Origin of the sequence: Oharaeibacter diazotrophicus, from assembly GCF_004362745.1 — a bacterium.
Taxonomy (GTDB): Bacteria; Pseudomonadota; Alphaproteobacteria; order Rhizobiales; family Pleomorphomonadaceae; genus Oharaeibacter; species Oharaeibacter diazotrophicus.
Genome location: NZ_SNXY01000010.1, coordinates 217,984 through 231,838, shown reverse-complemented (window position 1 = coordinate 231,838; position 13,855 = coordinate 217,984). Strand labels below are relative to the sequence as shown.

At 72.5% G+C, this 13,855-nt stretch carries 14 protein-coding genes; 9 read left to right on the top strand and 5 right to left on the bottom strand.

The window, feature by feature from the left end:
* Nucleotides 1-190: 190 nt before the first annotated feature.
* Nucleotides 191-1,084 (top strand): agmatinase, encoded by an 894-nt coding sequence (gene speB / locus EDD54_RS18720; protein ID WP_126539236.1) that lies wholly within the window; start codon nt 191-193, stop codon nt 1,082-1,084.
* A 66-nt stretch (nt 1,085-1,150) separates the two neighbouring features.
* Here speB and EDD54_RS18715 read toward each other — a convergent pair whose 3' ends face one another.
* On the bottom strand, nt 1,151-1,816 hold the full coding sequence (locus EDD54_RS18715; RefSeq protein WP_165644433.1) for an outer membrane protein: 666 nt from the start codon (nt 1,814-1,816) through the stop codon (nt 1,151-1,153).
* Nucleotides 1,817-2,228: 412 nt separating this feature from the next.
* Nucleotides 2,229-2,798, bottom strand: a complete 570-nt coding sequence (locus EDD54_RS18710; protein ID WP_126539240.1) for a fasciclin domain-containing protein — start codon at nt 2,796-2,798, stop codon at nt 2,229-2,231.
* Between the two features lie 303 nt (nt 2,799-3,101).
* On the opposite strand from EDD54_RS18710, the gene EDD54_RS18705 reads away from it, so the two are divergent.
* Nucleotides 3,102-3,869, top strand: a complete 768-nt coding sequence (locus EDD54_RS18705; protein ID WP_126539242.1) for an SDR family oxidoreductase — start codon at nt 3,102-3,104, stop codon at nt 3,867-3,869.
* A gap of 178 nt (nt 3,870-4,047) precedes the next feature.
* Here EDD54_RS18705 and EDD54_RS18700 read toward each other — a convergent pair whose 3' ends face one another.
* Complete coding sequence (locus EDD54_RS18700; protein ID WP_126539244.1) at nt 4,048-5,595, bottom strand: methyl-accepting chemotaxis protein; 1,548 nt, start codon at nt 5,593-5,595, stop codon at nt 4,048-4,050.
* A gap of 357 nt (nt 5,596-5,952) precedes the next feature.
* Here EDD54_RS18700 and uvrC point away from each other — a divergent pair, with 357 nt between their 5' ends.
* Nucleotides 5,953-7,980: an excinuclease ABC subunit UvrC gene (gene uvrC / locus EDD54_RS18695; RefSeq protein ID WP_126539246.1), complete on the top strand. Its 2,028-nt coding sequence runs from the start codon at nt 5,953-5,955 to the stop codon at nt 7,978-7,980.
* Between the two features lie 22 nt (nt 7,981-8,002).
* Here uvrC and EDD54_RS18690 read toward each other — a convergent pair whose 3' ends face one another.
* Nucleotides 8,003-9,070 (bottom strand): alpha/beta hydrolase family protein, encoded by a 1,068-nt coding sequence (locus EDD54_RS18690; RefSeq protein WP_207620318.1) that lies wholly within the window; start codon nt 9,068-9,070, stop codon nt 8,003-8,005.
* Between the two features lie 141 nt (nt 9,071-9,211).
* Here EDD54_RS18690 and EDD54_RS18685 point away from each other — a divergent pair, with 141 nt between their 5' ends.
* The 5 genes from EDD54_RS18685 to EDD54_RS18665 all read left to right on the top strand — a co-directional run bounded on the left by EDD54_RS18685 (nt 9,212) and on the right by EDD54_RS18665 (nt 12,347).
* A complete protein-coding gene (locus tag EDD54_RS18685; RefSeq protein WP_126539248.1) occupies nt 9,212-10,321 on the top strand; it encodes an AraC family transcriptional regulator in 1,110 nt (369 codons plus the stop codon).
* 95 nt (nt 10,322-10,416) lie between these two features.
* Nucleotides 10,417-10,995: a CDP-diacylglycerol--glycerol-3-phosphate 3-phosphatidyltransferase gene (gene pgsA / locus EDD54_RS18680; protein ID WP_425375007.1), complete on the top strand. Its 579-nt coding sequence runs from the start codon at nt 10,417-10,419 to the stop codon at nt 10,993-10,995.
* Nucleotides 10,992-11,255, top strand: coding sequence for a molybdopterin converting factor subunit 1 (gene moaD, locus EDD54_RS18675; RefSeq protein ID WP_126539250.1), 264 nt, complete (start codon nt 10,992-10,994; stop codon nt 11,253-11,255). Before pgsA ends, moaD begins: the two co-directional genes overlap by 4 nt.
* 4 nt (nt 11,256-11,259) lie before the next feature.
* Nucleotides 11,260-11,727 (top strand): molybdenum cofactor biosynthesis protein MoaE, encoded by a 468-nt coding sequence (locus EDD54_RS18670; protein ID WP_126539252.1) that lies wholly within the window; start codon nt 11,260-11,262, stop codon nt 11,725-11,727.
* A 128-nt stretch (nt 11,728-11,855) separates the two neighbouring features.
* Nucleotides 11,856-12,347 carry a hypothetical protein gene (locus EDD54_RS18665; protein ID WP_126539254.1) on the top strand — a complete coding sequence of 164 codons (492 nt, stop codon included), beginning with the start codon at nt 11,856-11,858 and terminating at the stop codon, nt 12,345-12,347.
* Between the two features lie 30 nt (nt 12,348-12,377).
* On the opposite strand, the gene EDD54_RS18660 is transcribed toward EDD54_RS18665, so the two are convergent.
* On the bottom strand, nt 12,378-12,713 hold the full coding sequence (locus EDD54_RS18660) for a cupin domain-containing protein (protein WP_126539256.1): 336 nt from the start codon (nt 12,711-12,713) through the stop codon (nt 12,378-12,380).
* A 454-nt stretch (nt 12,714-13,167) separates the two neighbouring features.
* Here EDD54_RS18660 and EDD54_RS18655 point away from each other — a divergent pair, with 454 nt between their 5' ends.
* Nucleotides 13,168-13,854, top strand: coding sequence for a DUF1045 domain-containing protein (locus tag EDD54_RS18655; protein WP_126539258.1), 687 nt, complete (start codon nt 13,168-13,170; stop codon nt 13,852-13,854).
* Nucleotide 13,855: the final 1 nt, after the last annotated feature.

Here is a 13,855-nt window from a genome sequence, read left to right as displayed (position 1 = left end):
GCCGAGCCCAGGAGCGGCTCGGCTCGGGGTACGGACGCACCATCGCTGCGCACCACCCTCCCCCTCGACGAACGCCTTCCGCCATAGGGCAAGGTGGCCGGGGGCCGGACGAGCCTCATCGCGCCCCCCCTTCCCCCACCCCTCCCCCCGCGCTATCCCTCCTCCCGCCTAGCCCCCGGAGGAGACACGCATGTCGGGCATTCCCACTTTCGCCGTTCCGCCGACCTTCCTCGGCGTGACGAACACGTCCCGTGACGCCGACTACGTCGTCGCCGGCATTCCGCTCGACGTCGGCGTCACCAACCGGACCGGGGCGCGGTCGGGGCCGGCGGCGGTGCGGGCGGCGAGCCGGATGCTGACCGACGGGGCGCATCCGCATTTCTGGGTCGAGCCGGCGGCGATGCCGGTGGCCGACGTCGGCGACTTCGCGATCGCCCTCGGCGACATCGCGAAGAGCCTCGCCCTGATCGAGGCGCAGGCGGAGGGGCTGAAGCACCTGCTCGCCATCGGCGGCGAGCACGGCGTGTCGCTGGCGCTGCTCCGGGCGCTTCGCAAGCGGGTCGGCGCGCCGCTCGCCATGGTCCATTTCGACGCCCACGTCGACACCTGGCCCGACAACTTCGGGCAGGTCTACGGCCACGGTTCGCCGTTCTTCCACGCCATCGAGGAGGGCCTGATCGACCCGGCCCGCACCATCCAGATCGGCATCCGCTCGCCGGTGCAGCGCGAGGTGTGGGACTGGACGGTCGGCAAGGGCGTCACCATCCTCTCCGCCCAGGACGTCCACGAGATCGGCCCGGCCGCGGTGGCCGAGCGCGTCCGCGCCGTGGTCGGCACCGCGCCGGCCTATTTCACCTACGACGTCGACTGTCTCGATCCCGCCTTCGCGCCGGGCACCGGCACGCCGGAATTCGCCGGCCTGCTGCCCTGGCAGGTCCAGGCGATCATCCGCCGCCTCGGCGGCCTCGACTTCGTCGGCATGGACGTGGTCGAGGTGGCGCCGGCCTACGACGTCGCCGAGATCACCGCGCTGTCGGCCGCCACCGTGGTCTGGGAGTACCTCGCCCTGCTCGGCAGCCGCTGACGTCGCAAAAGAAAAGGGCCCGGATCGCTCCGGGCCCTCGTGTCCGATCCCTTGCGGGGTCGTGGATCAGAACTTGTAGCCGAGGCCGAAGCGGACGAGGCTGCCGTCGAGGTCGGCCTTCGCGGACTGACCGTTGACGTGGTAGGTCTCTTCCGAGGTGTCGACGTAGAGATACTCGGCGCGGGCCGTGATGTTCTGCGTCAGGGCCGCCTCGATACCGGCACCGGCCGTCCAGCCGACGTGCAGGTTGTCGTCGCTGCCGCCGTTGAACTTCGCCTCGCCGGCGCCGTAGGCGAGACCCGCCGTGCCGTAGACGAGGAAGCTGTCGAAGGCGTAGCCGACGCGGCCGCGGGCGGTGCCGTAGTAGAGCGTGCTGGTCTTCACGCCGGTGCCGTTGACGTTGAAGCTCTCGCTCGGGCCGAGCTGGGCGTCGATCTCGGCGCCGACCACCACGTTCGGGGCGACGGTGTAGTTGTAGCCGGCGTAGAGGCCGCCGGTGAAGCCGCTGGCGTCCTTGGAGGACTTGCCGCCGGCGGTGCGCACGTCGTACTCGCCCCAGCCGTAGCCGACGTTGGCGCCGACGTAGGCGCCGGTCCAGTCGAAGGCGGTCGCGACCGGCTCGGCTTCGGCGACCGGCGCGGCGGGGATCGGCTCGTTGAGGTCGGCGGCGTAGGCCGGAGCGGCGAGGGCGAGGGTGGATCCGGCCAGGAGGGCGGCGATCACACGGGTCATTCTAGTACTCCATTCTACCACTCCCGCCAGGGCCTCGGCCGAGGCGGGACGATTCCGGACCAGGCGGCTCGGTCCAGGGAGGAGACCGTCGCCGTGTGGATGAGCGGAAGTTGGGATCCGAATGTGGCCTCCCCTTCGCGACACCATGGCTCAAATGCGGCACGGAACCGAAAGTTCCGAGGGTTGCAAAACTGCCACATGGGGCTGCATCGACTTGAACGAAGCCGGCAAGATTCAAGTAACCATGACGAAATCGATCGGAACTTTTAACGCTCCGTCAACGTTGACGCTCCCTTGCTTCACGCCCGCGCGAACGATGCTCACGGACGCGTGAACGGCGGCTCTGCGTCATGCGAAACCGGGGGCGCGAGCGCCCCCGGTTCCCACGTCGTCGCGATCTGCGAGGCCGCCGTCAGCCCGGCAGCAGCACGCCGTCGACCACGTGGATCACGCCGTTGGACTGCCGGACGTCGGCGATCGTGACCTTGGCGACGTCGCCCTTGGCGTCGGTGACGTCGATGGTGCCGTCGCCGCGGGTCAGGGTGAGTTCGGCGCCTTCGACGGTCTTCAGCATCGCCTTGCCGCCGCCGGCCTCGATCTTGGCCATCAGGTCGGCGGCGGTGTAGGCGCCGGGCACGACGTGGTAGGTCAGCACCTTGGTCAGCGCCGCCTTGTTCTCGGGCTTCAGGAGGCCGTCGACGGTGCCGGCCGGCAGCGCGGCGAAGGCCTCGTTCACCGGCGCGAACACCGTGAACGGGCCGGCGCCGGACAGCGTGTCGACCAGACCGGCCGCCTTCACGGCCGCGACCAGCGTGGTGTGGTCCTTCGAGTTCACCGCGTTCTCGACGATGGTCTTGTCCGGATACATCGGCGCACCGCCCACGGTCACCGTGCCCGTCGCGAGGGCCGGCAGCGTCGTCGTGGCGCCGATCGAGGCGAGCGCGATGAAGACGGCGGCGGAAACACTGCGGAACGAGGTCATGTCCACTCTCCAGTTGACGTCGGCACCCTGTGCCGAGCGGGGATCGACGGACCGGAAGCCTGTCGTGCTGCTTCCGATGCTCCCCGATACGTCGCCGGACGCCCGGCCGGTTTGCCGGAAAGCGATCGCGGACCGGTCACTTTGAATTCACCGCCGGCGCCGAAACCCGCCACCCGCGGCGGACGTAGATCGGCCCCCGCCCCGTTCCCGCGCGCACCGTCCCCGCGGCGCTGAACCGGAGCGGGGCCTGCGGCGTAGGAGGATCGGATGTCGGCGCTGCCGCCGACCACGGGAGATCCCGCCATGTACGTTCACGAGAGAGGCGTCGCCGTCGTCACGGGCGCAGCGCGGCGGATCGGCCGGGCGATCGCGCTCGACCTCGCTGCCCACGGCCACGCCGTGGCGGTGCACTGCAACGCCTCGCGCGAGGAGGCCGAGGAGGTGGCCGAGGAGATCCGCCACGGCCAGGGCCGGGCGATGGTGGTCACGGCCGATCTCGCCGATCCCGCCGCGGTGGCGCGGGTGATGGCCGAGGTCGAGGCCGGCCTCGGCGTGCCGACCGTGCTTGTCAACAACGCCTCGCTGTTCGAGCGCGACGAGGTGCTGACCCTCGACCCCGATCTCTACGCCCGCCACATGGCGGTCAACCTGACCGCGCCGGTGTTCCTCGCCCGCGACCTCGCACGCCGCCTGCCGGCCGACCGCGAGGGCTTGGTGATCAACATGATCGACCAGCGGGTCTGGCGGCTGACGCCGATGTTCTTCTCCTACACGCTGGCGAAGTCGGCGCTATGGACGGCCACGCAGACGCTCGCCCAGGGGCTCGCGCCGAAGGTGCGCGTCGCCGGCATCGGTCCGGGGCCGACCCTCGCCAACACCCGCCAGAGCCCGGCCGACTTCCGCCGCCAGACCGAGGCGGTGCCGCTGCGCCGCGGGCCCGGCCTCGCCGAGGTCACCGCCGCGATCCGCTTCGTGCTGGAGACGCCGAGCTTCACCGGCCAGATGCTCGCCCTCGACGGCGGCCAGCACCTCGCCTGGGAGACCCCCGACGTGGTCGGCGTCGGGGAGTGACACCGAGCGCGCAAAGTTCCGACCCGTGGTCGGAGCGTTGCGCGCGAGAAGCGCCCGACGGGGCGCCGGCCGAATGGCCGAAACCTCGCGAAGTCCCGACTCGTCGGGACTTCGCGAAGGAGGGAAGATCCCCTCCCCGGCGCGCGCCCGCGAGCGCGACGCCGGGACCGGGCAGGGATCAGGCGACCTTGCGGTCGATCTCGGCGATCTTGGACTGGATCTCGCCGGTGATCGCCTGGATCGAGCGCGAGACGTCGCCGGTCTGACGGGCGACCTCGGTGGTGCGATGGGCGATCTCGCGGGTGGCGGCGTCCTGGGTGGCGACGGCGCGGGCGATCTCGGCGGCGATGTCCTGGGCGCGCCGCGTCACGCCGGTGATGCTGCCGATCGCTTCGGCCGCCTTGGTCGCCTCCGCCTCGACGTTCTGGATCTGGGTGGCGATCTCCTTGGTGGCCCGGCTCGACTGGGTCGCCAGCATCTTGACCTCGTTGGCGACCACGGCGAATCCCTTGCCGAGTTCGCCGGCCCGGGCCGCCTCGATGGTGGCGTTGAGGGCGAGCAGGTTGGTCTGCTGGGCGATGCTGTCGATCAGCTGCAGCACCTCGCTGATCCGGCCGACCGCGCCGACCAGCGACTGCACGATGTCGGCGGTCACCGTCGCCTGCTCGGAGGCCGAGGCCGAGGCCGCCGCCGAATTGTTGACCCGGTCGGAGATCTCGTTGATCGAGGCGGCGAGCCGCTCGGTACTGTCGGCGATGGCGCGCACGCCGGCCGCCGCGTCCGAGGCCGAGCCCGACACGCTGGTCGAGAGGTGGTCGGCCATCGAGGCGACCTCGTCCTGCAGGCGCGACTGCGCCAGGAACTGCAGCTCGGCGGTCTTCTGCTCGTGCACGTCGATCAGCGAGCCGCAGACCCGCAGCGGCACGCCCGAGGCGTCGCGGGAGACGCCGCCGACGGCGCGGAACCAGCGGTAGGCGCCGCTCTTGACCTTCAGGCGGTAGACCGCGTCGTAGCCGGTACGGCCCGAGCGGTCGGCGAGGCAGGCGCCGAAGGCCTCGAAGGTCTTGCCGGCGTCCTCCGGGTGGAGCCGGTCGGCCCACGAGCCGACCTTGTCGGGGAAGCCGCGGACGTCGTCGGGCGCGAAGCCGCAGAGGCGGCGGAACTCGCCCGACCAGCGCCAGGCGGCGTCGGCGTGCGTGGCGTCGCCGGCGACCGGGGTGGCGTCCCACAGGCCGACGCCGGCGTTCTCGTCGAGGAGGCGCGCGCGCTCCATCGCCAGCGTCTGGTCGTGGACGTCGACGAGCGCGCCGCAGGCCCGTTCGGCGACGCCGCCGGCGCCGCGCTTGACGCCGCCGATGGCGCGGAACCAGCGCCAGCTGCCGTCCTTGGTCTTCAGGCGATAGGTGACGTCGTAGCCGACCTTGCCGGTGCGGTCGGCGAGGCAGGCGCCGAAGGCCTCGAAGGTCTTCGGGGCGTCCTCCGGGTGGAGCCGGTCGGCCCACGAGCCGACCTTGTCGGGGAAGCCCGCGACGTCGTCGGGCGCGAAGCCGCAGAGGCGGCGGAACTCGCCCGACCAGCGCCACCGGCTCTCGGCGTGCATCGGGTCGCCGGCGTGGATCTTCGCGTCCCACAGGCCGACGCCGCAATAGCGGCTGAGCACCGCCCAGAGTTCGCCGATGTCGTCGTCGATGGGCTTGGTCTTCGCACCGAACAGGCTGCCGAGCATGATGCCCCCAATCCGCGTGGCCACGGGAAATCGGTCACGTCGGGGACACGCTCGGCCGTCGCCTCCGACCGACGCTGCGCAGGCGTCGGCGGCGGCCGTTCGGCGTCTCCCCCCTCTCGACCATTCCTGGGCCGGGCTGGTAAATTCTTTCCCAACACCGCCGCGCGCCGCCTGCGAAACGGGCAAGATCGGCGCGTCTGCATCGTCGCGCGCCACGCCCCTCGCCCGCCGGGCGAGCCGCCGTGACCGGCCGGTCGCGCGACGGTCGCCGGAATCGGCGGACCGGCCTATATGAGGGATCCGGACAGCCGCTGACGCACGGACGTGCCACGGCTCGCCCGAACACCTCGGACCGACATGACAGACACCCCAGGCCCCTCCGGCGACACCGACGCACCGATCGATCCCGCGCTCCTCCCCCTCGCCGACGAGGACGACGAGGCCGGCCCGACGCCCGACCTCGAGCTGGAGCCGACCGACGAGGCCGAGGGGTCCGAGGTCGACCTCGACTCCGGCGAGACGCGCAAGGGCGCGGCGGTGGTCGCGGCCATGGTGAAGGTGCTGCCCAACGCGCCGGGCGTCTACCGGATGCTCGACGCCAAGGGCGACGTGCTCTACGTCGGCAAGGCCAAGAGCCTGAAGAAGCGCGTCGCCAACTACGTCCGCCTCGGCCAGCTGCCGACCCGCATCATCCGCATGGTGCAGGCGACGGCGGCGATGGAATTCGTGCGCACCGCCACCGAGACCGAGGCGCTGCTGCTCGAGGCCAACCTGATCAAGCAGCTCAGGCCGCGCTTCAACGTGCTGCTGCGCGACGACAAGAGCTTCCCCTACATCCTGATCGCCGAGGACCACGCCGCGCCGCAGCTGGTCAAGCACCGCGGCGCCCGCACCCGCAAGGGCCGCTACTTCGGTCCGTTCGCCTCGGCGGGTGCGGTCGGGCGCACCATCAACGCGCTGCAGAAGGCGTTCCTGATCCGCACCTGCTCGGACTCGGTCTACGAGACGCGGACGCGGCCTTGCCTGCTGCACCAGATCAAGCGCTGCGCCGCCCCCTGCACCGGCGAGATCGCCACGGCCGACTACGCCGAACTGGTGCGCGAGGCCGACGCCTTCCTGTCCGGCCGCAGCCAGGCGGTCAAGGACGAGCTCGCCACCGCCATGAACCGCGCCGCCGAGGACCTCGACTTCGAGAGCGCCGCAGTCTACCGCGACCGTCTCGCCGCGCTCAGCCACGTGCAGTCGCACCAGGGCATCAACCCGCAGGGCGTCGAAGAGGCCGACGTCTTCGCCGTCCACCAGGAGGGCGGGCAGACCTGCGTCCAGGTGTTCTTCTTCCGCACCGGCCAGAACTGGGGCAACCACGCGTTCTTCCCGAAGGCCGGCGGCAGCGAGGGCGGCGAGGTGCTGTCGTCCTTCGTGGCGCAGTTCTACGACGACAAGCCGGTGCCGCGGCTGGTGCTGGTCAGCCACGAGCTCGAGGACATGGAGCTGATGGCCCGCGCCCTCTCCGAGAAGGCCGGCCACCGCGTCGAGGTCGCCGAGCCCCGGCGCGGCGAGAAGAAGGACCTCGTCGACCACGCCGTCCAGAACGCCCGCGAGGCGCTCGCCCGCCGGCTCGCCGATTCCTCCTCGCAGCTGAAGCTGATGGAGGGCGTCGGCCGGGTGTTCGGCCTCGCCGACACGCCGCGGCGGATCGAGGTCTACGACAACTCGCACATCATGGGCACCAACCCGGTCGGCGCGATGATCGTCGCCGGGCCCGGCGGCTTCATGAAGACCCACTACCGCAAGTTCAACATCCGCGGGGCCGACATCACGCCCGGCGACGACTTCGGCATGATGCGCGAGGTGATGACCCGGCGCTTCTCGCGGCTGATGAAGGAGCACGGCAGCAAGGAGACCGCCCCGCGCGACGAGGACGGCTTCGGCCCCTGGCCGGACCTGGTGCTGATCGACGGCGGCGCCGGCCAGCTCTCGGCCGCCAAGGCGATCCTCGACGAGATCGGCCTCGTCGACGTGCCGCTGGTCGGCGTCGCCAAGGGCCCGGACCGCGACGCCGGCCGCGAGCGCTTCTTCGTCCCCGGCCGGGCCGACTTCATGCTGCCGACCCGCGACCCGGTGCTCTACTTCGTCCAGCGCCTGCGCGACGAGGCGCACCGCTTCGCGATCGGCTCGCACCGCGCCCGCCGCAGCAAGCAGATCACCCAGGGCGGCCTGCAGGAGATCCCGGGCGTCGGCCCGACCCGCAAGCGCGCCCTGCTCAACCATTTCGGCACGCTGAAGGCGATCCAGCGCGCCGCCCTCTCCGACCTCGAGGCGGTGCCGGGCGTCTCCGCCGCCACCGCCAAGGCGATCTACGACTATTTCCACGAGAGCGGGTGAGGCCCGCCGCCCCCGCGCCGCGTCACTGCGACGCCGCCGGCTTGCCGTGGCGATCGACGAAGGCGAGGATCGCCGCGACCGCGCGGCGGTGGACGTCGGCGCGGTCGGAGCCGGCGGGATCGTCGCAGACCGGGTCGTCCCGCTCCTCGATCAGGCGCTGCCGGCCCTCGGGCTTGCAGATCCCGAGGAAGGAGAAGTGCCAGGCCGGCGCGATCACCGCGTAGGACGCCCCCGGCACCCGGCCGACGAGGTGGTTGCCGGTCGGACCGACGTCGACCGCGCGCCAGCGGTCGGCCTCGCCGAGGTTCAGGAACAGCATCGGCCGGCCGGACGCGGCGATGCTCGCGGCCGTGTAGGTGTCGCCGAAGGCCGGGTCGACCGCGACCACCGCCGAGATCCGCGGGTCGGCCCGCGTCGCCGAGAAGGCCGGCGGCAGCGCGGCCGGATCGACGCCGCCGGACTCGAACCAGCCGCAGTCGTGCGGTCCCTCGATCCGGGCGCAATAGGCGGCGAAGGCGTCGCGGTCGGCGACGAGGCCGGCGAGGTTGAGCGCCGTCGCGCCGCCGAGCGAGAAGCCCGCGGCGGTGATCGCGGCGGGGTCGACGTGCGGCCCGAAGGCGGGATCGGCGAGCAACGTGTCGAGGGCGGCGGAGAGGTCGGCCTCGCGGGAGGCGAGATCGACCGACCGGCGCGCCGAACTGTCGCCCGACGTGCTGCCGGGGTGATTGACCGCCAGCACCATCACGCCCTTCGCGGCCAGTTCCGACGACAGCCAGCCGAGGCCGTCCATGTTGCCGCCGGAGCCGTGCGACAGCACCACCAGCGGGTGTCGCCCGCCGGCGACCGTCGCGCCGACCGAGACGCGGGTGCCGCGGAACACGGCGTTGTCACCGACGAGGCCCGGGTTGCCGCCGGGGCCGGCGGGATACCACACCGAGGCGGCCACGAGGCCGGAGCGGTGCGCGGCCGCGACGTCGAAGCGGTCGTAGCCGGGCACGGCGTCGGCGGCGTGGAGCGGGGTGGCCGCCGCGAGGGCGGCGGAGAGGAGCGGCGGCACCGCCCGGATGGCGGCGAGGAGGAGGTCGAACATCGGCGTCTCGTTCCGTCGGGCGGGATGCCCGTGCCGCTCCGATCGCAGGTTTTCCGCCGCGGCCGCGTCCTCGAACCGGAAAGAGGTCGCCCGGAAGCGGATGTCGGACCATTCTGGCGCCGTCCACCCCGAGGGAGCCCCATGCCGGTCCTGCCCGTCCCGATGTTCGTCGCCGTCGTGTTCGGCTATCTCGCCCTCCGCATCCTGGTGCTGCGCGACCGCCCCGCCGCCTTCGCCGTCCTCCTCGGCGCCATCGCGATCCAGGCGGTGATCCTGTCCTACCGGGTGTTCCTGCCGATCCAGCCGGTGACGGCGGCGATGATCCCGCCGCTCGCCTGGATCGTCTTCCAGGTCACCGCCGTGCGCCCGTTCGATCCCGGCCGCGACCTCTGGCACGCCGCCGTGCCGGCCTTCACCCTGTTCACGACCCTGACCGCCCCTCTCCTCCTCGACGTCCTGATCCCCACCGTCTTCGTGGTCTACGCTGGCGCTCTGCTGTGGCGGCTCCGGGCCGGCGCCGACGCGACGCCGCGGCTGTCGCTCGCCACCGGCGAGCGGCCCGGACTCGTCTGGCGGGCGATCGCCGGCGCGCTCCTGTTCTCCGCCGTCGGCGACGTCGCCATGGCCGCGGCGATGGGCGCGGGGGCGGACTGGCTGCGGCCGTGGATCGTGGTGGTGCTCACCGTCGGCAACCTCCTCGGCATCGGCCTCCTCACCCTCTCCGGCGTGCTCGCCGCGCCGCCGGCCGCCGCGGCCGAGGAGGAGGACGAGACCGCCGTCCCCGCCGCCACCGCCCCGGAGATCGCCGCCGCCGACGCCGCTCTGATGGCGCGGATCGACGCACTGATGGCCGAGACCCGGCTCTATCTCGACCCCGACCTCACCCTCGCCCGACTCGCGCGCCGGCTGACGCTGCCGGCCAAGCAGGTCTCTGCCGCGGTCAACCGGGCGACCGGCGAGAACGTCTCGCGCCTCGTCAACGGCTGGCGCGTCCGCCACGCCTGCGCCCGCCTCGACGCCGGCGACGGCGTCACCGAGGCGATGCTGGCGAGCGGCTTCGGCACCAAGTCCAACTTCAACCGCGAATTCCTGCGCGTGACCGGCATGGCGCCGAAGACCTGGAGCGAGCGCGGTGGCGACGTCGGGCGGACCTGCACCGCGGCGGCCGGGGCCGTTCCACCGCCGCCGGGCGCCCGGCCGAATGTCGCCCTTGTGACGGCGCATCCCTCCCGCCCGACCTCCGTCCCCTGAACCGCCGGGCGGCCCTCGCGCCGTCCTCTCGTCCACCGCCCTTGCGGAGCGATCCCGCCGCGTGTCATGGATCGGACATGGCCGCCCATCACCATGTGTCCATGCAGACCGCCCTCTCGCTTCCGAACATCCTGACCTACCTGCGGATCGTCGCCGTTCCGCTGGTCGCGGCCTCGTTCTATCTCGAGGGCGACGGCGGGCGCTGGCTCGCCTTCGGCCTGTTCGCCTTCGCCTCGATCACCGACTATTTCGACGGCTACCTCGCCCGGCTGTGGGCGCAGCAGTCCTCGCTCGGCCGGATGCTCGACCCGATCGCCGACAAGCTGCTGGTGGCCGTGTGCCTGCTGGTGCTCGCCGGCGCCGGCACCATCGCCGGCTGGTCGATGTGGGCGGCGGTGATCATCCTGATGCGCGAGGTGTTCGTCTCGGGCCTGCGCGAATTCCTGGCCGAGCTGAAGGTCAGCGTGCCGGTGACCCGGCTCGCCAAGTGGAAGACCACGGCGCAGCTGGTGGCGATCGGCTTCCTGCTCGCCGGTCCCGCCGGCGACAAGCTGGTGCCCGGCACCACCGAGGTCGGGCTGACGCTGCTGTGGACCGCGGCGCTGGTGACGCTCTACACCGGCTACGACTATTTCCGCGCCGCCCTGGTCCATCTCGTGGAGGAGAACCGGTGACCGCCCCCGTCCGCCTCGTCTACTTCGCCTGGGTCCGCGAGCGGATCGGCTTCGCCGACGAGACGGTGGAGCTGCCCGAGCACCTCGGCACCGTCGGCGACCTCGTCGCCTGGCTCGCCGGCCGCGGCGACAACTTCGCCTACGCCCTCGAGCAGCCCGCCGCGATCCGCGTCGCGCTCGACCAGATGCACGTCGCCCACGACGAGCCGCTCGGCAGCCCGCGCGAGATCGCGCTGTTCCCGCCGATGACCGGGGGCTGAGGCGATGCCCGCCGTGCCCGACGTCCGCGTCCAGGCCGACGACTTCGACGTCGGCGCCGAGATCGAGCGCCTCCACGCCGGCCGGCGCGACGTCGGCGCGGTCGCGAGCTTCCTCGGCCTCTGCCGCGACGAGGGTGGCCGGCTCGCCGCGCTCGAGCTCGAGCATTATCCCGGCATGGCCGAGGCCGAGATCGGCCGCGTCGCCGCCGAGGCGGCCCTGCGCTGGCCCGACCTCACCGCTGTCACCGTGATCCACCGCTTCGGCCGCATCGCGCCCGGCGGCCGCATCGTGCTCGTCGCCACCGCCTCGCCGCACCGCGGCTCGGCCTTCGCCGCCGCCGAATTCCTGATGGACTTCCTCAAGACCCGCGCCCCGTTCTGGAAGAAGGAACACCTCGCGGAAGGCGGCGACGCCGGCTGGGTCGCGGCGAAGAGCGCCGACGACGAGCAGGCCGGGCGCTGGCGGCGCTGAGGGGCTCACCCCGTATCGTTTCGCAATGGTGAAGATCCGGATCGCACCGGACCGGCGCACGCCCCACCTCTTCGGTGGGACGGTCCGGCGTCACCGGCGCCGGCCGGTTCCCGCGGGGGAGACCTGCCATGAAGACGATGATCGCCGCCGTCCTGTCGACGGCCCTCGTGGTCGCGGCCACCGCGGCGTCGGCCGCGCCGCCCTGCCCGGCGCTCGCCGGCACCACCTTCTACGACAGCACCCACACCCTCGTCGGCGACCCCTTCTTCGGCGGCCGCTGGAGCAACGCGAAGAACGGCAAGGCCTATGTCCAGCGCAACCTGACAAAGCCGGCGACCCTCTACGGCTTCTCGCTCGGACAGGCCGGCTCGGACATGACGACCGTCGGCTCGCGCGTCGCCATCACGGCCAAGAAGCCCGACGGCACGACGGTGACGCTGCTCGATCTCCGCGGTGTCGCGGTCGGCCGCGACTTCTCGCCGGGCGGCGCAGGCACGGTGGCGTCGCCGCTGTTCGTGCGCTTCCCGCCGGTGGAGGTGAAGTCGATCCGCGTCGACATGACCGGCAACGGCTGGTTCCTGCTCTACAACCTCACCTTCAACGTGCTCGGCTGCTCCTGAGCGGGTCGGGCGACGCGATCCGGCGGCCGCTCACCCCGCGGCCGCCTCCCCGCCCTTCGGCCCCCAGAAGATCACCCAGGTCTGGAAGTCGTCGGAGAAGCCCTCGAAGCGGTGTTCCATGCCGGCGGGCACGAAGATGACGTCGTTCGGCTGGAACGGACGGCGCTCGCCGGCGCGGTTGAACATGCCGGTGCCCTGAACGATCACGTAGAGCTCGTCCTGGGCGTGCGGGGTCTGCTCGTCGGTGCCGACCGGCGAATAGAGTTCGACCGACATGGTGCCGGCCTTCATCAGCACCGCGAAGGGATGATCGGCCTCGAACAGGGCCTCGCGAGCGGCGGCGAGGGAGACGAGCCAGTCGGACATGATGGGGTTCCCGGAAGCGAGGCCTGCGCGAAATGCGGGTCCGCCCCCGCGCCGGCACAGCGTTCCGAATCGCCGCGGCGCGCGGCCGGTTGGACCGATCCGGCAAGGCTAAGCCGGCAGCCGCCGCGCTGTCGAGAAGAGCGTGCCGAAAGCACGCGGCGACGGGCACCGCGGACCGGCGCGCCTCCGTGACGGCCGACCGGACGGCGCGCACGATTCGCCGCCACCACCCCCTCCTTCCGTATCGCCCCACCTTCCGAGGCTTCATCGCCGGCCGGCCGCGCGCTAGCATGGCGACACGTTCGGCGATCCGTCATCTTGCGGTCACGCCGATCGGTCATGGGCTTGCGGGACGAGGAGGGTCCGCGGCCGTTTCCAGGTGGCCGCCCCACCGGACGCGCGTGCGGGACGCGGGGTGCCGGTGCCGGGCCCTCGACAGGAATCCGGGTCCGCCATGCGTTACGCCGTCTACTTCGCCCCCCCGCCCGGCAGCGCGCTCGCCGAGGCGGGCGCCGACTGGCTCGGCCGCTGCGCCCACGCCGGCACCGACCGCCCGCTGCCCGCGGTCGAGGGCGTCGATCCCGACCGCTTCGCCACCGTGACCGCCGAGCCGCGCCGCTACGGCTGGCACGCCACGCTGAAGCCGCCCTTCGCGCTGGCGCCGGGCCGGCGCGAGGCCGACCTCCGCGCCGCCTTCCGCGACTTCGCCGCCGTCCGCCCCGCGATCGCGCTCGACCTCGCCGTCGCCCGCGTCGACGGCTTCCTCGCGCTGACGCCCGTCGTCGAGACGCTCGACCTCGACGGCCTCGCCGGCGCCTGCGTCAGCGCCTTCGACGCCTTCCGCGCCCCCGCCTCAGCCGACGAGATCGCCCGGCGCCGCCGCGCCGGACTCTCGGCGCGCCAGGACGAACTGCTCGCCGCCTGGGGCTATCCTTACGTCTTCGACGAGTTCCGCTTCCACATGACGCTGACCGGGCGCGTCGCCGGCGAAGAGGCCGACCGGCTGGAAACCGCCGCCAAGGCGCATTTCGCCGCCGCCGTCGCCGAGCCGATCGCGATCGACACCCTCGCCCTGTTCGCCGAGCCCGCGCCCGGCGCGCCCTTCGCCGTGCTGGAGACCCGGCGTCTCGCCGACGCCTGAC